At 63.1% G+C, this 17,533-nt stretch carries 15 protein-coding genes; 8 read left to right on the top strand and 7 right to left on the bottom strand.

The window, feature by feature from the left end; translation table 11 throughout:
* Positions 1-162: 162 nt before the first annotated feature.
* From JOD97_RS10360 to JOD97_RS10340, 5 genes are all read right to left on the bottom strand, one after another.
* Positions 163-2,220: a LamG-like jellyroll fold domain-containing protein gene (locus JOD97_RS10360; RefSeq protein WP_308937229.1), complete on the bottom strand. Its 2,058-nt coding sequence runs from the start codon at positions 2,218-2,220 to the stop codon at positions 163-165.
* Between the two features lie 197 nt (positions 2,221-2,417).
* Entirely contained in the window at positions 2,418-5,126 is a 2,709-nt protein-coding gene (gene acnA / locus JOD97_RS10355) for an aconitate hydratase AcnA (RefSeq protein ID WP_209716172.1), read from the bottom strand.
* Positions 5,127-5,217: 91 nt separating this feature from the next.
* Positions 5,218-5,739: a hypothetical protein gene (locus JOD97_RS10350; protein ID WP_209716170.1), complete on the bottom strand. Its 522-nt coding sequence runs from the start codon at positions 5,737-5,739 to the stop codon at positions 5,218-5,220.
* Positions 5,739-6,746 (bottom strand): CoA ester lyase, encoded by a 1,008-nt coding sequence (locus tag JOD97_RS10345; protein WP_209717439.1) that lies wholly within the window; start codon positions 6,744-6,746, stop codon positions 5,739-5,741. The genes JOD97_RS10350 and JOD97_RS10345 overlap by 1 nt, the downstream gene beginning before the upstream one ends.
* Before the next feature lie 141 nt (positions 6,747-6,887).
* The gene (locus JOD97_RS10340; protein ID WP_209716168.1) at positions 6,888-7,877 is read right to left on the bottom strand and encodes a malate dehydrogenase; all 990 of its coding nucleotides are present in this window, start codon (positions 7,875-7,877) and stop codon (positions 6,888-6,890) included.
* A gap of 240 nt (positions 7,878-8,117) precedes the next feature.
* Here JOD97_RS10340 and JOD97_RS10335 point away from each other — a divergent pair, with 240 nt between their 5' ends.
* The 7 genes from JOD97_RS10335 to gltA all read left to right on the top strand — a co-directional run bounded on the left by JOD97_RS10335 (position 8,118) and on the right by gltA (position 14,273).
* On the top strand, positions 8,118-8,972 hold the full coding sequence (locus JOD97_RS10335) for a GntR family transcriptional regulator (protein ID WP_209716166.1): 855 nt from the start codon (positions 8,118-8,120) through the stop codon (positions 8,970-8,972).
* 249 nt (positions 8,973-9,221) lie between these two features.
* Positions 9,222-9,644 carry a succinate dehydrogenase, cytochrome b556 subunit gene (gene sdhC / locus JOD97_RS10330; protein WP_209716162.1) on the top strand — a complete coding sequence of 141 codons (423 nt, stop codon included), beginning with the start codon at positions 9,222-9,224 and terminating at the stop codon, positions 9,642-9,644.
* A 1-nt stretch (position 9,645) separates the two neighbouring features.
* Positions 9,646-10,017 (top strand): succinate dehydrogenase, hydrophobic membrane anchor protein, encoded by a 372-nt coding sequence (gene sdhD / locus JOD97_RS10325; RefSeq protein WP_209716159.1) that lies wholly within the window; start codon positions 9,646-9,648, stop codon positions 10,015-10,017.
* Between the two features lie 2 nt (positions 10,018-10,019).
* Positions 10,020-11,798 (top strand): succinate dehydrogenase flavoprotein subunit, encoded by a 1,779-nt coding sequence (gene sdhA, locus JOD97_RS10320; protein ID WP_209716156.1) that lies wholly within the window; start codon positions 10,020-10,022, stop codon positions 11,796-11,798.
* Positions 11,799-11,807: 9 nt separating this feature from the next.
* On the top strand, positions 11,808-12,518 hold the full coding sequence (locus tag JOD97_RS10315) for a succinate dehydrogenase iron-sulfur subunit (protein WP_209716152.1): 711 nt from the start codon (positions 11,808-11,810) through the stop codon (positions 12,516-12,518).
* A gap of 101 nt (positions 12,519-12,619) precedes the next feature.
* Complete coding sequence (locus JOD97_RS10310) at positions 12,620-12,901, top strand: succinate dehydrogenase assembly factor 2 (RefSeq protein WP_209716149.1); 282 nt, start codon at positions 12,620-12,622, stop codon at positions 12,899-12,901.
* Positions 12,902-12,971: 70 nt separating this feature from the next.
* A complete protein-coding gene (gene gltA, locus JOD97_RS10305; protein ID WP_209716146.1) occupies positions 12,972-14,273 on the top strand; it encodes a citrate synthase in 1,302 nt (433 codons plus the stop codon).
* A 117-nt stretch (positions 14,274-14,390) separates the two neighbouring features.
* Here the strand turns inward: gltA and JOD97_RS10300 are convergent, their stop codons facing one another.
* Positions 14,391-15,584 (bottom strand): hypothetical protein, encoded by a 1,194-nt coding sequence (locus tag JOD97_RS10300; protein ID WP_209716143.1) that lies wholly within the window; start codon positions 15,582-15,584, stop codon positions 14,391-14,393.
* Positions 15,585-15,834: 250 nt separating this feature from the next.
* On the opposite strand from JOD97_RS10300, the gene JOD97_RS10295 reads away from it, so the two are divergent.
* A complete protein-coding gene (locus JOD97_RS10295; protein ID WP_209716140.1) occupies positions 15,835-17,151 on the top strand; it encodes a hypothetical protein in 1,317 nt (438 codons plus the stop codon).
* Here JOD97_RS10295 and JOD97_RS10290 read toward each other — a convergent pair.
* The gene (locus JOD97_RS10290; RefSeq protein ID WP_209716137.1) at positions 17,106-17,435 is read right to left on the bottom strand and encodes a PilZ domain-containing protein; all 330 of its coding nucleotides are present in this window, start codon (positions 17,433-17,435) and stop codon (positions 17,106-17,108) included. The genes JOD97_RS10295 and JOD97_RS10290 overlap by 46 nt on opposite strands.
* Between the last annotated feature and the right edge of the window lie 98 nt (positions 17,436-17,533).

Here is a 17,533-nt window from a genome sequence, read left to right as displayed (position 1 = left end):
TATAAAATTAGTGAATAAAGCGGATCAGTCATACGGATGATAACCCTTATGACACGTATTGTAGTTGATTCGCTCGGCTAACTCTTATTAGTTCGGGACAGAGGGACGCAAATCAAGTCCGCGCGCGGCCGGGGCCGGCCGGATCGCCGGCCCGCCCATGCCTTACGCCACCGCCAGCGCGGCGACCTGCGCCGCCGTCATGGCGCCGTTGTAGATGCGGAATTCCTCCAGCTTGCCGTTGAAGTAGGGATCGGCCGGATATTGCGAGCGGCCGAGCCAGTTCTTGTCGCCGTCGTCCAGGCGGAACGGCGCGCGCGTCATCGCCGTGTTGGTGCCGACCACGGCGCCGTTGACGTACAAGGTCGCGGTCGAGCCCGACAAGGTGATTGCCACATGCACCCACTGTCCGGTCGCCAGCGGCGTCGGCGTCGACACCGTCTGGCTACCGAAGCCGCCGTTGTTGGAGATGGTGAACGACAAGCCGCCGCGGAAGGCGCGCGGCGTCAGGAACAGGTACTGGTTCATGCCGGTGCCGAAGTCGAACACCCGTTCCCAGTCGCGCGCCGCGTTCCAGAATACCTTGGTGGCGATGGTGAAGTCGGCCAGCCCGGCGGCGACACCGGCCGGCAGCGGAACATACTGGTCGACGCCGTTCAACGTCGCCGCCGCCACGCGGGTCAGCAAGGTGACGGCCGTGTCGGCCCTGGCCTCGTTGGAGGGCGCGCTCTCGCCGCTCGGCGTGGCGGCCGTGACGACATAATAATAGGCGCCCGGTGCCATGCCGCTGTCGGTGAAGGTCAGCAGATCGGTGATGCCGCTGGCGACGGTGGTGTACGGACCGCCGGCGCTGGTGGCGCGCTTGACCGTGTAGGCGGTGGCGTAGGCGCCGCCCCACCACGACAATTCGACCTTGCCGCCGACCAGGCGCGCCGTCAGCCCGCTGGGCGGGGCGCCGGCGGCGATCGGATCGCGCGTGAACGTCAGCGTGCCGAGGCCGAGCTGGTCGCCGTTGCCGCCGTCGCCCTCGACCCGTATTTTTTGCGCCATCAGCGTGGTCCACGGCGCGGCCAGGCCGAGCCGGTTGACGTAGTGGTTGCGTATCATTTCCCACACCGGGCGGGTGAACGGCAGGCTCGCGGGCGAGATCCCCAGGCCGGTGCCGTGCTTGTTGGTGTAGGGATCGAACGGCATGGACGTGTAGTACAGGTTGCCGTTGGCGTCGGCCAGGTTGGACTTGGCCACGTACTCGGCGCCGGCCAGCAGGCGATGGTTGTCGTAGCCGTACAGGTCGTCGCCCTGGTTCCACGCCATCTCGCAGAACGATGCCGCCAGCCCGACGCCGAGCGTGGTGTGGCCCTGGTCGCGCGAGCTTTCCTGCCACTGGCCGAGGTAGCCCGGATGGATGAAACGCACCGCCTGGTTGGCGGCGCCGTTGCCGGCCCCGGTCTTGTAGTAGCCGACCGCTTCGTCGTACAGGTCCTGGCGGTCGCACAGCACGCCGATGGCCAGGATCGAGGCCAGGTTGCACTGGTCCCAGTTGGCCCAGTAGTTGGTGATGTCGGCGTCGTTGTGCTGCACCAGGAACTGGTGGTTGAGCGGGTAGAACACGTTCAGCATCATGGTCTGGAAGCGGGCCAGGTCGGCCGGCGCCCAGCCGTCATAGGTGCGCATGATTTCGGCGGCGTTGGCGAACTGGTAGCCGTAGATGCCGGCGGCCAGGAAGCGGTCGGCGTTGCCGGCGATGGTGGTCAGCACGCCCGACCAGGCGTTCAGATACTCCAACGCCTTGTTGGCGTAGGCGACGTCGCCGGAGATTTTCCAGCGCACCGCCAGCTGGTAGGCGCGGGCCGTGTCGATATACAGTTTGGAGACGTTGTTGTTGGGGGTGTTGTCGCGGATGACGGTGGCCACCGGCCGTGGATAGTTGTTCTTCCCCAGGTGCGAGCGCCCGGTGGTCAGCAGCGCGCCCCAGCCGTCCGCCCATGGCTGCGCGTCGGCGTTGACCTTGGCGCGCATGCGGTCGAAGTCGGCCTCGGTGTGCAGCAAGCCGGGGTGCTTGAAGACGCGCGCCGCCTGGACCAACGGCGCGCCGGCCAGCAGGCGCGGGGCGGCGGCGGCCGGTTCGGCGCTGTCGCCCGAGCCGCCGCCGCAACCGGCCAGCGCCAGGGGACCGAGAGCCGCCAGACCGAGCGAACCCGCGCAAAAAATCCTACGTTGCAATACGACTTCCGGCTTTTTCGACATGTTGACCTTTCAGCTCGGGGAGCTCAAATGTTAAAAAAATACATAGCGAAGCCGATTATGCGACAAGTAATTTCATTTGGGAAATGTTTTCAATCGTGCGGGACGAAAAAAAACACCCTGCCGCTTGCGCGGACAGGGTGTTTTCGACGTCTGAAACTAGTTTAAGCGGCTGCTTAGGCGGCCAGCAGCTGGCGCAGCACGAATGGCAGGATACCGCCGTGCTTGTAGTAGTCGACTTCGATCGGGGTGTCGATACGCAACAACACTTTGACTTCCTGGCTCGAGCCGTCGGCGCGGTGGATCACCAGGGTGGCCAGCTGTTGTGGCTTGATCTCGCCTTCCAGGCCCTTCAGGTCGTAGGTTTCCTTGCCGGTGATGCCCAGCGACTCGACGCTGTCGTTGCCGATGAATTGCAGCGGCAGCACGCCCATGCCGACCAGGTTGGAGCGGTGGATACGCTCGAACGAACGCACGATGACCGCCTTCACGCCCAGCAGCTGGGTGCCCTTGGCCGCCCAGTCGCGCGACGAGCCGGTGCCGTACTCTTCGCCGCCGAACACCATGGTCGGCGTGCCTTCGGCAACATACTTCATTGCCGCGTCGTAGATCGACAGCTGTTCGCCCGATGGCTGGTGGATCGTGATGCCGCCCTCGACCGCCGAACCGTCCGCTTTTGGCGGGATCATCTTGTTCTTGATGCGCACGTTGGCGAAGGTGCCGCGCATCATGATCTCGTGGTTGCCGCGGCGCGAGCCGTAGGAGTTGAAGTCCGCCTTGAGCACGCCGTTGGCCAGCAGCCATTTGCCGGCCGGGCCGTCTTCCTTGATCGAGCCGGCAGGGGAGATGTGGTCGGTGGTGATCGAGTCGCCGAACACGCCCAGCGCGCGCGCGCCTTCGATGCCGGCCGCGACCGCTTTCGGGGTCATCTCGAAGCCGTCGAAGAACGGTGGCTCGGCGATGTAGGTCGACGCCGGCCAGTTGTACACTTGGCCTTCGGTGGTCGACACGTGCTCCCACAGCTTGCCCGGGTTGCCCTTGACGTCGGCGTAGTTGGTCTTGAACACTTTCGAGTTCATCGCGAACTTCATCAGCTTGGCGATCTCTTGCGAGGTCGGCCAGATGTCGCCCAGGTACACGTCCTTGCCGTTGGTGCCCTTGCCGACCGGCTGGGTCATCAGGTCGACGGTCATGTTGCCGGCGATCGCGTAGGCCACCACCAGCGGTGGCGAGGCCAGGAAGTTCGAACGGATGTTCGGGTGGATCCGCGCTTCGAAGTTACGGTTGCCCGACAGCACAGCCGAGGCGACGATGTCGTTCGACGTGATGGCCGCGTTCAGTTCCGGGGTCAGGTCGCCGGCGTTGCCGATGCAGGTGGTGCAACCGTAGGCGGTCACGCCGAAGCCCAGCTTTTCCAGGTACGGCAGCAGGCCGGCGGCGGTCAGGTACTCGGTGACCACGCGCGAGCCGGGGGCCAGCGACGACTTGATGTGCGGGGCGACCGTCAGGCCGGCTTCGACGGCCTTCTTGGCCAGCAGGCCGGCGGCCAGCAGCACGCTCGGGTTGGACGTGTTGGTGCACGAGGTGATCGCGGCGATCAGCACGTCGCCGTTTTTCACGTGCACGCCGTTGGTGGTGGTGTAGGTCTTCGACAGGTCTTCCGGCTTTTTGTTGAAGCCGTTTTCGGTGGTCGGTTTCGAGAACAGTTCGGTGAAGTTGTTTTTCACGTTGCCGATTTCGATACGGTCCTGTGGACGCTTAGGACCGGCCAAGGATGGCGTAACGCTCGTGAGGTTCAGTTCCACCACGCGGGTGTAGTCGATCTCGCCGGCCTTCGATACGCCGTACATGCCCTGCGCCTTGAAGTAGGCGGCAAAGGCGTCGATTTCCGCCTTGGTGCGGCCGGTGCCTTCGAAGTATTCGATGGTGGCGTCGTCGACCGGGAAGAAGCCCATCGTCGCGCCGTATTCAGGCGCCATGTTGGCGATGGTGGCGCGGTCGGTGACCGACAGCGTCTCGGTGCCTTCGCCAAAGAACTCGACGAACTTGCCGACGACTTTTTCCTTGCGCAGCAGTTCGGTGATGGTCAGCACCAGGTCGGTCGCGGTGCAGCCTTCGCGCAGCACGCCGGTCAGGTTGACGCCGATCACGTCCGGGGTCAGGAAGTAGACCGGCTGGCCCAGCATGCCGGCTTCGGCTTCGATGCCGCCCACGCCCCAGCCAACCACGCCGATGCCGTTGATCATGGTGGTGTGCGAGTCGGTGCCGACCAGCGAATCAGGGTAGTACACGCCGGCCGCGTCCTTGTGGACGCCGCGCGCCAGGTATTCCAGGTTGACCTGGTGGACGATGCCGAAGCCCGGCGGCACCACGCCGAAGGTGTCGAAGGCTTGCATACCCCACTTCATGAACTGGTAGCGCTCGTTGTTGCGCGAGAATTCCAGCTTCATGTTCAGGTCCAGCGCGTTCGGCTCGCGGAAGTGGTCGATGGTCACCGAGTGGTCGACCACCAGGTCGACCGGGACCAGCGGCTCGATCTTCTTGGCGTTGACGCCCATCTTGTAGGCGACGTTGCGCATCGCGGCCAGGTCGGCCAGCAGCGGCACGCCGGTGAAGTCCTGCAGCACCACGCGGGCGACGACGAACGGGATCTCGTCGGTGCGCTCGCCGGTCGGGCTCCAGTTGGCCAGCTGCTTGATGTGTTCTTCGGTAACCTTCTTACCGTCGCAGTTACGCAGCACGGATTCCAGCACCACGCGGATCGATACCGGCAGGCGGGAGATTTTGGCGCCCAGGCTCTTTTCCAGTGCAGGCAGCGAGTAGAACTTCGCCTTCTTGCCCGAAATGTTGAAATCCTTAAGCGTGTTCAGAGTGTTGCGGGACATGACCTCTCCTTCAGTGGGTATCGTCTATTTGTTGAATGACAGCGTGCTGCAAAGCGCCCGTGCCGGCGCGCCCCGTTTTGGAACCGTGGTATTACTGGATCGTGATCTTGGTGCTGGTCGGCTCGGTGCTGGTGGCGGTGACCGGCTTCAATTGTTCGGCGTTGCGGCACTCGTTGGCCAGCTGGCGGTTCTGCTTCGAATCGAGCAGCATGCCCTTGGCCGGAATGCCGATCCAGATCAGGCCGTACAATTTGTTCTCGAAGCGCTGGGCGCCGGTGGTCGTGCCCACGCGCGTGAGGCGGTGCAGGCGCTTTTTCCAGCGCAGCGCGATGTGCGAGTCGTCGCCGGTGTTGGCGTAGATCGAGATCTTGTTGCCCAGTTCGCAGTCGAACTCGGTGACGGACGAATCGGTGATGGCCGGTTCGTCGGCGTCCTCGTCGGGCGCCTTCGGGGCCTCCTCGACCTTGGCGGCCTTCTTGGTCGCCTTGGTCGACTTCTTGACCGTTTTCTTGGCCGTGGTTGGGGTGGTGTCGGCGGCGGCGTGGGCGCCGGCGGCCAGGGACAGCGAGGCCAGCGCGAAGCCGCAGGCCGTGAGTAGTTTGGTGATCGACATCAGTTTGTTTCCAGTGGGTGGTCGGCGGGGTTCATCAGCGCGGCGACCGACTCGGGCAAGCTCAGCCCGGCCAGTTTGGCGCGCTGTAAAACGGTCCAATAATATCGGTAGCTGGCGCGGTCGTGCAAGCGCCCGTTCTGCGCGATCGGCCCCCACTGCGCGGCGGCCGCCTCGTGCAGGATGGCGGCGGCCTCGTTCACCTCGGACAGGCGCGGCGTGAAGGTCTTGATGATCGGCTTGATCTGGTTCGGGTGGATGCTCCACATGCGCGTGTAGCCGAATTCGGCGGCGGCGCGCTGGGCGTCGTTGGCGGCGACGGCGGTGTCCTTGATCTCGGTGGTGACGTTATGCGAGGGCACCTTGCCGTGCGCGTGGCAGGCGGCGGCGATCTCCAGCTTGGCGCGCACCACCAGCGGGTGCGTAAACTGGCCCGGCGTGCGCATGGCCGCGCCGGGAATGGCGCCGTAGTGCGCCGAGACGAAGTCCATGATGCCGAACGACAGGCACTGCACCTGCGCGATGGCGGCAATGTCGTAGGCCTGGCGCAGCGCGCCGTGGGTCTCGATCAGCACGTGCACCGGCACCGGGTTGTCGGCGCCGCGGCCGGCCTGGGCGGCGTGGCGGTTGATCAGCGCGATGGCGTCGATGACCTCTTGCGCGGAGTGCACCTTGGGCAGCACCAGGTAGGCCAGGCGCGGCGCGGCGGCGCAGATGATTTCGACGTCCTGGGCGAAGAACGGGCTGCCGACGTCGTGCACGCGGGCGCCGATGCGGTTGAATTTGTTGTCGTCGGAGTTGAGCAGCTCGGCGACCAGGCGCGCGTGGGCGGCCTCGTTGCCGGCGCTGGCGCCGTCCTCGCAGTCGAGCGTGATGTCGAACAGCGGGCCAAGTTCTTGTTGCAGGGCGATCGATTTGCGCATCAGCTTTTCGGAGCCGGCGTAGTGGTCGCAGGCCGGCAGCAGCAGCGGCTGGCGATTGCCCTGGAATAAAACCTCGGATGGGTGCATGCGGGTGTGGTCTGGAATGGCGGTTGGCTGGGTGGCGGCGCTGGCCGCTATCGGCTGAACGGACGCCGCGCTGCTCTCGGCAGCGCGGCGGGTGCGGCGGATCGGTGGTTTAACCGGTTCCACTTGGCGCACGAAGAAAGCTTACGGCAGCAGGTGCTTGACGCCTTCGCGCTCTTCGGTCAGTTCCTTCAGGGTCAGGTTGATGCGCTCTTGCGAGAAGGCGTCGATTTCCAGGCCCTGGACGATTTTGTATTCGCCGTTTTCGGTGGTGACAGGGAAGCCGAACATGGTGCCTTCAGGGATGCCGTACGAACCGTCCGACGGCACGCCCATGGTGGTCCACTTGCCGTTGGTGCCCAGCATCCAGTCGTGCACGTGGTCGATGGCGGCGTTGGCGGCCGACGCGGCCGACGACAGGCCGCGCGCTTCGATGATGGCGGCGCCGCGCTTGCCGACGGTCGGCAGGAACACGTTGGCGTTCCATTCCTGGTCGTTGATCAGGTCCTTGACGGCCTTGCCGTTGACGGTGGCGAAACGGTAGTCGGCGTACATCGTTGGCGAGTGGTTGCCCCACACGGTCAGCTTCTCGATGTCCTTGACGGCGGTGCCGGTCTTGGCGGCCACTTGCGACAGCGCGCGGTTGTGGTCCAGGCGCAGCATGGCGGTGAAGTTCTTGGCCGGCAGCGACGGCGCCGATTTCATGGCGATGTAGGCGTTGGTGTTGGCCGGGTTGCCGACCACCAGCACCTTGACGTTGCGCGAGGCGACGGCGTCGAGCGCCTTGCCCTGCACGGTGAAGATCTGGGCGTTCGCTTCCAGCAGGTCCTTGCGTTCCATGCCAGGGCCGCGCGGACGGGCGCCGACCAGCACGGCCACGTCGACGTCCTTGAAGGCGGTCATCGGGTCGGAGTGGGCGGTCATCTCGGTCAGCAGCGGGAAGGCGCAGTCGTCGATTTCCATCATGACGCCCTTGAGGGCTTTCTGTGCCTTTTCGTCGGCGATTTCCAGCAGTTGCAGGATGACCGGCTGGTCTTTGCCGAGCATGTCGCCGTTGGCGATGCGGAACAGCAGAGCGTAACCGATTTGACCGGCGGCGCCGGTGACAGCAACACGCATTGGGGTTTTAGCCATGATGAATCTCCAAAGTGGGAATGAAAGTGTTCTAGACCGCGTTCTTAAATCTGGACCGTGCCGGCCCGGGAAAACCTAATCCATAATGATACTGCAAATCCACAGCATATAAGCGCATGGCTGCGGAGTGTAGGCGCGTAACTAGCTTCTGTCAATCCTATCTTATGTCTTATATAAGACAGATAAGTTGTTGCCGGTTTTGCTGGACGGAAGTGGGCATTTGTGGTGAAATCTCGGTCTATGAATCCCGTCCCGCCCAATCCGAACAGCAGCAGCCCAGCCTCGAGTGCCGGTGGCGCCGCGGGAGCGTCGGCGGGTTCGGCGCCAGCGTCGACGCCGTCCGCGGCCGGCGCGCCGGCGGCCGTGGCGACCGGCAGCTCGCCGACATTCTCCCCACTTTACCAGCAAATCAAGGCGCTGATAACTCAGAGCCTGCAATCGGGGGAGTGGAAGCCGGGCGAATTGATCCCCAGCGAGGTCGAGCTGGCCAACCGTTTCAAAGTCAGCCAGGGCACCGTGCGCAAGGCCATCGACGAGCTGGCCGCCGAGAACCTGGTCATGCGCAAGCAGGGCAAGGGCACCTTTGTTGCCACCCACCACGAGGCGCGCGCCCACTTCCGCTTCCTCAAGCTGATGCCCGACGAGGGCGTGCCGCACTATCCTGAAAGCAAGTTCATTGAAGTCAAGCGTATGCGCGCGCCCGCCGACGTGGCGCGCCTGCTCGACCTGAAATCCGGCGACGCCGTCATCTATATCAAGCGCGTGCAATCGTTCGGCAGCGTGCCCACTATCGTCGAGGAGATGTGGTTGCCCGGCGTGACGTTCAAGGGCTTGACTGCCGAGCGGCTGGTTGAATACAAGGGCCCGATGTACGGGCTGTTCGAGTCCGAATTCGGCACCCGCATGATACGGGCGACGGAGAAAATCCGCGCCGTGTGCGCCGACGACGGCGTCGCCGCGCTGCTGCACATCGCCGCCGGCACGCCGCTGCTGGCGTCGGAGCGGGTTTCGTTCACGTATGGCGACAAGCCGGTGGAGTTGCGCCGCGGACAGTATTTGACCGAGCGTCATCATTATCACAATGAGCTGAACTGAACTCAAGCGAGTGGAGAGGGAGACCCTGGCGGGCGAGACAGCGCGTCAGGTAGCGGACAAATCTACCGTGCGTCATACCACGGTAGCATTGTTGCGCTGATAATACGTTGAGCTGCGGAAAGCGGCCGCCGGACGGTGTTGCGAAACACTATTTTAGTTATATGTAACAATAGATATTGGTTATCAACGCGAAAATCGGCGAAAATCGCGGTCTAACCAATTTTTGTTTAAGCCTGAGGAGGTCTTGTTATGTCAGAAGCCGTAAGGGAAGTCCCTAAAAAAGAACGGCCGGAGTTCCGTAATATCCATGTTACCGAAATCCTTAAATATCGCCAGCCCCTGGCCGCCATCGTCTCCATCCTGCACCGCATCAGCGGCGCGTTGATGTTTCTGTTGCTCCCATTCGTGCTGTATTTGTTGCAAGAGAGCCTGCGTTCCGAGATTTCCTTCGCACACTACCAAGGCTTTGTCACCTATCCGCTGGTCAAGCTGATCATCCTGGCCCTGTGCTGGGGCTACTTCCACCACTTCTGCGCTGGCGTACGCCACCTGGTGATGGATACCCACATCGGCCTGGACAAGGATTCGGCGCGCCAATCGTCGGCCGCCGTGCTGGTCATCAGCCTGGTCCTGACGGCGCTGGTCGCCCTGAAACTGTTTGGAGTGTTCTGATATGGCAAACGTGAATAACAATGTCGGTCCTAAGCGTCGCGTCGTCGGCGCCCATTACGGCCTCAAGGACTGGCTGGCGCAGCGCGTCACCGCCGTCGTCATGGTCCTGTACACGGCCATCCTGCTGATCTCGTTCCTGAGCGGCCAGAATTTCACCTATGAAGGCTGGGCCGCTCTGTTCGCCCAGCAATGGTTCAAATTGATTTCCGCCGTCACCCTGTTCGGCCTGTTCTATCACGCCTGGGTCGGCATGCGCGACGTGTGGATGGACTACGTCAAACCCGTCGGCATTCGCCTGATCCTGCAAATCGCCACCATGTTGTGGTTGATCGCTTGTGCCGTATGGTCGGTACAGATACTCTGGAGTGTGTAATCGTGGCAGCTATTAAAACTGGAATTCCAACCCGCCGCTTTGACGCGGTAATCGTCGGCGCCGGCGGCTCCGGCATGCGCGCCTCGCTGCAACTGGCCGAAGCCGGCCTGAACGTCGCCGTGCTGTCGAAAGTGTTCCCAACCCGCTCGCACACCGTGGCGGCGCAGGGCGGCATCGGCGCCTCGCTGGGCAACATGGCCGAGGACAACTGGTTCTGGCACATGTTCGACACCGTCAAGGGCGGCGACTACCTGGGCGACCAGGACGCGATCGAATTCATGTGCCGCGAAGCACCGAAGGTCGTCTACGAGCTGGAACACTTCGGCATGCCGTTCGACCGCAATCCCGACGGCACCATCTACCAGCGTCCGTTCGGCGGCCACACCGCCAACTTCGGTGAAAAAGCCGTGCAGCGCGCCTGCGCCGCGGCCGACCGCACCGGCCACGCGCTGCTGCACACGCTGTACCAGCGCAACGTGCGCGCCCGCACCCACTTCTTCGTCGAATGGATGGCGCTCGACATCATCCGCGACGCCGAGGGCGACGTCGTCGGCGTGGTGGCACTGGAAATGGAAACCGGCGAAACGATGATCCTGGAAGCGAAGACCACCATCTTCGCCACCGGCGGCGCCGGCCGCATCTTCGCCGCCTCGACCAACGCCTTCATCAACACCGGCGACGGCATGGGCATGGCCGCGCGCGCCGGCCTGCCGCTGCAGGACATGGAATTCTGGCAGTTCCACCCGACCGGCGTGGCCGGCGCCGGCGTGCTGATCACCGAGGGGGTGCGCGGCGAGGGCGGTATCCTGATCAACTCCGAGGGCGAGCGTTTCATGGAGCGTTACGCGCCGACCTTGAAGGATCTGGCGCCGCGCGACTTCGTCTCGCGTTCGATGGACCAGGAGATCAAGGAAGGCCGCGGCTGCGGTCCGAACAAGGACCACGTGATGCTGGACCTGCGCCACATCGGCGCCGACACCATCGCCAAGCGCCTGCCGTCGATCCTGGAGATCGGCCACAAGTTCGCCAACGTCGACGCCACCAAGGAACCGATTCCGGTCGTGCCGACGATTCACTACCAGATGGGCGGTATTCCGACCAACATCCACGGCCAGGTCGTCACCCCGAACGGCGACGGCACGCAGAAGATCGTCAACGGTCTGTACGCGATCGGCGAATGCGCCTGCGTCTCGGTGCACGGCGCCAACCGCCTGGGCACCAACTCGCTGCTCGACCTGGTGGTGTTCGGCCGCGCGGCCGGCAACCACGTGGTCGCGTCGAACCTGAAGCAGAAGGAAAACAAGCCGCTGCCGAAGGACGCGTCGGACTTCGCGATGGACCGCCTGAACAAGCTCGAAACGTCGACCGGCTCGGAAAAAGTGCAGAACGTCGCCAACGACATCCGCGCCACGATGCAGAAATACTGCGGCGTGTTCCGCACCGAGGCGACCATGCAGCAGGGCGCCAAGGAGATCATGGTGCTCGACGAGCGCCGCAAGCACGTCTCGTTCAAGGACAAGTCCAAGGTGTTCAACACCGCCCGCGTCGAGGCGCTGGAGCTGGACAACCTGATCGAAACGGCAAAGGCGACGATGCTGTCGGCCGTGGCGCGCAAGGAATCGCGCGGCGCCCACGCCCACGACGACTACCCGCACCGCGACGACGACAACTGGATGAAGCACACCCTGTGGTACTCGGCAGACAACCGCCTCGAATACAAGGCAGTCGTGACCAAGCCATTGACGGTTGATACCTTCAAACCGAAACCACGTACTTTCTAAGGCAAGACCATGGCACGCACTCTCAAACTGAAAATTTACCGTTACGATCCGGACCAGGACGCCAAGCCGTACATGCAGGACGTGACGGTCGAGCTGAAAGACACCGACAAGATGCTGCTCGACGCGCTGCAGCGCATCAAGTCCGACGTCGACGATTCGCTGGCCCTGCGCCGCTCGTGCCGCGAAGGCGTGTGCGGTTCGGACGCGATGAACATCAACGGCAAGAACGGCCTGGCCTGCACCACCAACCTGAACGAGCTGACCGAACCTATCGTGCTACGTCCGCTGCCAGGCCTGCCGGTGATCCGCGACCTGATCGTCGACATGACCCAGTTCTTCAAGCAGTACGACTCGATCAAGCCGTACCTGATCAACGACTCGATCCGTCCCGAAAAGGAACGCCTGCAGACGCCGACCGAGCGCGAAGAGCTCGACGGGCTGTACGAGTGCATCCTGTGCGCGTGCTGCTCGACGTCGTGCCCGTCGTTCTGGTGGAATCCGGACAAGTTCGTCGGCCCGGCCGGCCTGCTGCAAGCCTACCGCTTCATCGCCGACTCGCGCGACGAAGCCACCGGCGAGCGGCTGGACAACCTGGAAGACCCGTACCGCCTGTTCCGCTGCCATTCGATCATGAACTGCGTCGACGTTTGCCCTAAAGGGTTGAACCCGAACAAGGCGATCGGCAAGATCAAAGAGCTGATGGTACGCCGCGCGATCTAAGCGCAATTGCGGGCGGCCTCAGCGCCGCCTGTTTTTTGTCCGTTCCGTTTTAGTAGTGGCGCTCCAGCACGTTTGGCGCGCGCAGTGTAAAGTAGTGACCCATGACTGAACCGAACCAATCTGCGCATCAGTCCGACCCGGCCAACCGAGCGCGCCTGCGCTGGCGCTCCCGCCGGGGTCTGCTGGAAAACGACATCATCCTCACGCGTTTTCTCGATGCGCATGAAACCGAATTGACCGACGAAGAAGTGGACGCGTTCACGCGGCTCCTCGATTTGTCGGACAATGCCCTGATGGATCTGGTGCTGGCCCGTAAAGAGCCGGAAGGCGAGGTCGATCTGCCGCACGTGCATGCGCTGCTGCAACGACTGCGACAAGCCTGAGGCCGCTGAAGGCAGCCAGAATTTTTGCGTTTTTTTACTTGCCCCATCTCCCTAGAAAAAGGAAGAGTCCATGAATACTTCTGACACCAAAGCCACCCTGTCATTCTCCGATGGCAGCCCATCGGTGGAATTCCCGATCTACAAAGGCACCGTCGGTCCCGACGTGATCGACATCCGCAAGCTGTACGCCGGCACCGGCAAGTTCACCTACGACCCGGGCTTCATGTCGACCGCCGCCTGCAACTCGACCATCACCTACATCGATGGCGACAAGGGCGAGCTGCTGTACCGCGGCTATCCGATCGAACAGCTGGCCGTCAACGCCGACTTCATGGAATCGTGCTACCTGCTGCTGAACGGCGAACTGCCGAACACCGTGCAGAAGGCCGAGTTCGTTGAAACCGTGACCAAGCACACCATGGTCCACGAGCAGATGCAATTCTTCTTCCGCGGCTTCCGCCGCGACGCGCACCCGATGTCGGTGCTGGTGGGCACGGTCGGCGCGCTGGCCTCGTTCTACCACGACTCGCTCGACATCAACGACGCCAAGCAGCGCGAGATCTCGGCCATCCGCCTGATCGCCAAGATGCCGACCCTGGTGGCGATGGCGTACAAGTACTCGATGGGCCAGCCGTTCATGTATCCGCGCAACGACCTGTCGTACAGCGCCAACTTCATGCGCATGATGTTCGGCAACCCGTGCGAGGAATACAAGGTCAACGACGTGCTGGTGCGCGCGCTCGACCGCATCCTGATCCTGCACGCCGACCACGAGCAGAACGCGTCGACCTCGACCGTCCGCCTGGCCGGTTCGTCGGGCGCCAACCCGTTCGCCTGTATCGCCGCCGGCATCGCCTGCCTGTGGGGTCCTGCCCACGGCGGCGCCAACGAAGCGGCCTTGACCATGCTGAAGGAAATCGGCACCGTCGAGAACATCCCGGCCTTCATCGCGCAAGTGAAAGACAAGAACTCCGGCGTCAAGCTGATGGGCTTCGGTCACCGCGTGTACAAGAACTTCGACCCGCGCGCCAAGCTGATGCGCGAGACCTGCTACGAGGTGCTCGAAGAGCTGGGCCTGCAGGACGACCCGCTGTTCAAGCTGGCGATGGAATTGGAAAAAATCGCGCTGAGCGACGAATACTTCGTCTCGCGCAAGCTGTACCCGAACGTCGACTTCTACTCGGGCATCGTGCAATCGGCGCTGGGCATCCCGGTGTCGCTGTTCACCGGTATCTTCGCCATGGCCCGCACCATCGGCTGGATCGCCCAGTGGAACGAAATGATCGCCGATCCGGAACAGAAGATCGGCCGTCCGCGCCAGCTGTTCGTCGGTTCGACCACCCGCGACGTCAAGCCGCTGGATCAGCGTTGATCGACGCCTGAGCGCACACGGTCGCGTTCAAAAAAAAGCCCGGTTCCGCAGCATGCGGAACCGGGCTTTTTTCATTGGTACGCGGCGCTCGCGGGCCAGCCCGCGATGCCGGGTGTGTTACGGCAGATAGGTTTGGATCAAGGTGTTTTGCACGCGGCCGTACAGCAAAGGCTTGGCGTAGGTGATGCTGTCGAGCGCCGGCGTGCCCCAGGCCAGTTGCGGCGTGGACAGCGTGCCGTTCGGCGCGATCTTGCGTACGCCGCCGGCGCCGCTGACATACAGGTTGCCCGATTCGTCGATGGTGAGGGCGCTGGCGGCCGTCAAATCGAGCTTGCCGGTGCCGGCGGCACCGTCGGCCGAGCCGCGCACGCCCGGCGTGCCCGCGAACACGGTGACCGGGCCGCGGAACTGCGACTTGTAGATCACCGAGTTGCCGCTGTCGGCGATGTAGAGCGTGCTGTCCGTTTCATTGCCATACACAACCGAGGCGGGCGCATAATTGCTGGCCGCGCCTTGCGTGCCGGCCAGCGCGGTCGCCACGTCGGCGCTGGCGATGACGGTGGCGGGCCATTTCGGATTCAGCCTTAGGACGCTGGCGCCTCCCTGGTCGACCGCCGCCAAGTCTTCGGCGGCGGACGCGGCGATCCAGTGGTAACGCAGCCCGGGCAGGGCTATCGCGCTGATGATGTAGGTGCCGTCCAGCCCCGCGAGGCGGACACGGTAGGAAGTGTCCGTCGGGTGGTCGATGACGTACAGTTGGCCGGCGCGGCTGATGCCCACCGCGTCGGGCGCGACGAACGGCGCGCCGGGGGCGCCGCCGACGTGCACCGTCAGCTGGCCCGTCGACGAAAGTCGGCGAACCAGGTTTTGAGCGGTGTCCGCCAGATAGAGATTGCCCTGGAAGTCGGCCGCGAACTGCGGGGCCGGGGTGAACGGCAGCGTCGCCAGCAACACCGGCGCGCAGCTCACGGCGATGTTGGTCACGGCTGCGGTGCCGACAGTGCCCGTGCCGTTTTGCAGCTGGCAGGTCGTGCCCGCGCTTTGGGTCTTGATGGTGGCCGCGTAGGCGGTGCCCGCCGGAACGGTGACGGGGAAGGTGAAGTTGCCGCTGGCGGCTACGTTGACGGTGTCGTTGCCGTTGGCCAGGGTGAGCGACGCGCCGGCCGGCAGGCCGCTGACGGTGCCACCGATCCCATATTTGACGACGGTGGGCGGCGGGGCCGGAGTGTTGTCGCCGTCGGAGCCGCCACAGCCGGCCAGGGCGCAAAGACCGGCCAGGGCCAGCGGAACCAGGGGGAGTTGATGTTTCATTTAAGTCCTTGTAGGGGTGCCGTGAACCACGGCATTCAATGGTGCAGTTTCCTTATAGCATAATTAAATAAAAAATATCTATAAAAGACAATTATATTGGTTGGCGGGGGCGATTGCCGAATGTGCGCGGGCCGTGCATCGTGTGGATTGCGTTACTGCAATATGGGCGTGTCAGCCGATGTCATGATCGGCCAACGCGACCGCGTCGGGCGGGGCACACTACCGGCTTTTGCACGGATTTGGAGGGTGTATGACGCATCGCTTATTCAGCAGGGTAATTTCATGGTTCTGGGCGCTTGGCTTGTCGTTGAGCGCATCTTCGGCATTCTGCCAACAAAGCATGCAATTCTCGGTGCCCGCCAGCGCGACAACCGACGCCCTCCAAGGGCAAATCGACTGGCCTCAAGGCCGGCCGCAGAATTGGGACGGTCCGGTATTGCTCTTCATTTCCAGCGCGAGTCCCGACGATCGGGACGGCTGGACCGTGCGGGCGTTGGAGACGGTCTGGTCCAAACGCGTGCCGCTGCGGGACCTGTCCGCTGCCTTGGTGAGGCAGGGTGTGGCGGTGATCCGGTTCGACAATCCCGGAGTTTTGCCCCCCACGAAGAAGTGCCGCGAAACCATCTTGCGTAGCGGACTCACCGAACGGGTTTTATGGCAGCGTTGTATGGATCTTGCGATCGTGTCTCGCTATACGCCGGATCGCTATCTGGACCATATCGAAAAGGTGGTATTTCACGTTCAAAATCTGATGCCGGCGGCACGCAAGCAATTGGTGTTGTTTGGGTTCTCGGAGGGGCTGATGCACGCGGCCGCGCTGGCTGACAGGGGAACCGTTCAGCTTTCGGGGCTGATCTCCATCGGCTCGCCGGCCGAGCGGTTTGACACGGCCACCCGCTGGCAAGGCACCAGTCGCATCATGGAGTCGCTGGATCGGTTCGATATCAATGCCGACGGCATTGTTACCAACGATGAAATCAAACGCGGGCATAAGCGTGGTGTCAACCGGTTCATGAACCTGGCGGGGTGGTTGAGCAATAACGGGCAATGGGATAGCCACACCCGGCACCTGTTAGCAGACGACATGGAGATTAACTACGAGCAGATACTCAAAGATTTCAGCGAGGTTTCGGGTGCTGGACAGCTGGAATGGAAGACCCAAGCGAACGGCGTGCGGGTGCCCGACGTGACCGAGGCGTCGATGCGCTTGCACTTCTACGGTCAAACCGCGCCGGCCGATGTGATGAGGCGGCTGGAAATACCGGGCCTTTTTATGTGGGGCGACAAGGACCGGCAAGTCGGCGTGGCGCGTCAGGTTGACGCGATTGAACAAGCGAATAAGAAGGGCGCCAAGGTGATCTACCGGCGCTTTCCGGCGCGTCATCATCTCCTTTCGAAGCGGGAGGATTACGATTGGCTCGAACAGGACTTTATGCCGGTCATCGCGCAAGAGGTGTCGGCTTTCCTGAGTACGCACGTTCGTCCATTACAAACCGCCGCGCAAAGGATGCCGTGTGGCGATCAGCCGTCCTGCAAGAGCTTGTCGATGACGGCCACGCTGCCGTGATCGAGGCGCAGGAATTGCACGCCGGTTTTGTAGCCTAGCTCGGCGTCGGGGTCGCTGTAGACCACCTGGCCCATCGCCAGCACCTTGTGCGCGCCATCCTTCAGTTGCACCTGGAACGACACCGCGCAGTATTGCGCCAGCCTGATCTGGCTCGACGTCTGCAGGCTGACGCCGCCCTGCGACAGGTCCAGCGTGTGCGCCGGATGGCTGGTTTGATCGGTCATCGTCAGCGTGGCGGCATGACGGACCGGTCGGCGGCGCGTGACTCGTGCTTTCTGACTCATGGCGCGGAACTCGAATAGTGTAATGAGAGCAAGACTAGCAGAACTGTGTCCTATACAGCAAGTGCTTCCGGGCAACCGCGCGAACCGGCGGGAAATCT

The organism is Duganella sp. 1411, assembly GCF_017833525.1.
Classification (GTDB): domain Bacteria; phylum Pseudomonadota; class Gammaproteobacteria; order Burkholderiales; family Burkholderiaceae_D; genus Rugamonas.
Note: the sequence above shows the minus strand (reverse complement) of the source record. Positions and strands in the feature narration are given on the sequence as shown.

Coding starts and splice junctions, on each gene's coding strand:
- JOD97_RS10300 (WP_209716143.1), bottom strand. CDS start 15,584: ATGAAACATCAACTCCCCCTGGTTCCGCTGGCCCTGGCCGGTCTTTGC.
- JOD97_RS10310 (WP_209716149.1), top strand. CDS start 12,620: ATGACTGAACCGAACCAATCTGCGCATCAGTCCGACCCGGCCAACCGA.
- acnA (WP_209716172.1), bottom strand. CDS start 5,126: ATGTCCCGCAACACTCTGAACACGCTTAAGGATTTCAACATTTCGGGC.
- JOD97_RS10335 (WP_209716166.1), top strand. CDS start 8,118: ATGAATCCCGTCCCGCCCAATCCGAACAGCAGCAGCCCAGCCTCGAGT.
- sdhC (WP_209716162.1), top strand. CDS start 9,222: ATGTCAGAAGCCGTAAGGGAAGTCCCTAAAAAAGAACGGCCGGAGTTC.
- JOD97_RS10315 (WP_209716152.1), top strand. CDS start 11,808: ATGGCACGCACTCTCAAACTGAAAATTTACCGTTACGATCCGGACCAG.
- JOD97_RS10345 (WP_209717439.1), bottom strand. CDS start 6,746: ATGCACCCATCCGAGGTTTTATTCCAGGGCAATCGCCAGCCGCTGCTG.
- JOD97_RS10295 (WP_209716140.1), top strand. CDS start 15,835: ATGACGCATCGCTTATTCAGCAGGGTAATTTCATGGTTCTGGGCGCTT.
- gltA (WP_209716146.1), top strand. CDS start 12,972: ATGAATACTTCTGACACCAAAGCCACCCTGTCATTCTCCGATGGCAGC.
- sdhD (WP_209716159.1), top strand. CDS start 9,646: ATGGCAAACGTGAATAACAATGTCGGTCCTAAGCGTCGCGTCGTCGGC.
- JOD97_RS10290 (WP_209716137.1), bottom strand. CDS start 17,435: ATGAGTCAGAAAGCACGAGTCACGCGCCGCCGACCGGTCCGTCATGCC.
- JOD97_RS10350 (WP_209716170.1), bottom strand. CDS start 5,739: ATGTCGATCACCAAACTACTCACGGCCTGCGGCTTCGCGCTGGCCTCG.
- JOD97_RS10340 (WP_209716168.1), bottom strand. CDS start 7,877: ATGGCTAAAACCCCAATGCGTGTTGCTGTCACCGGCGCCGCCGGTCAA.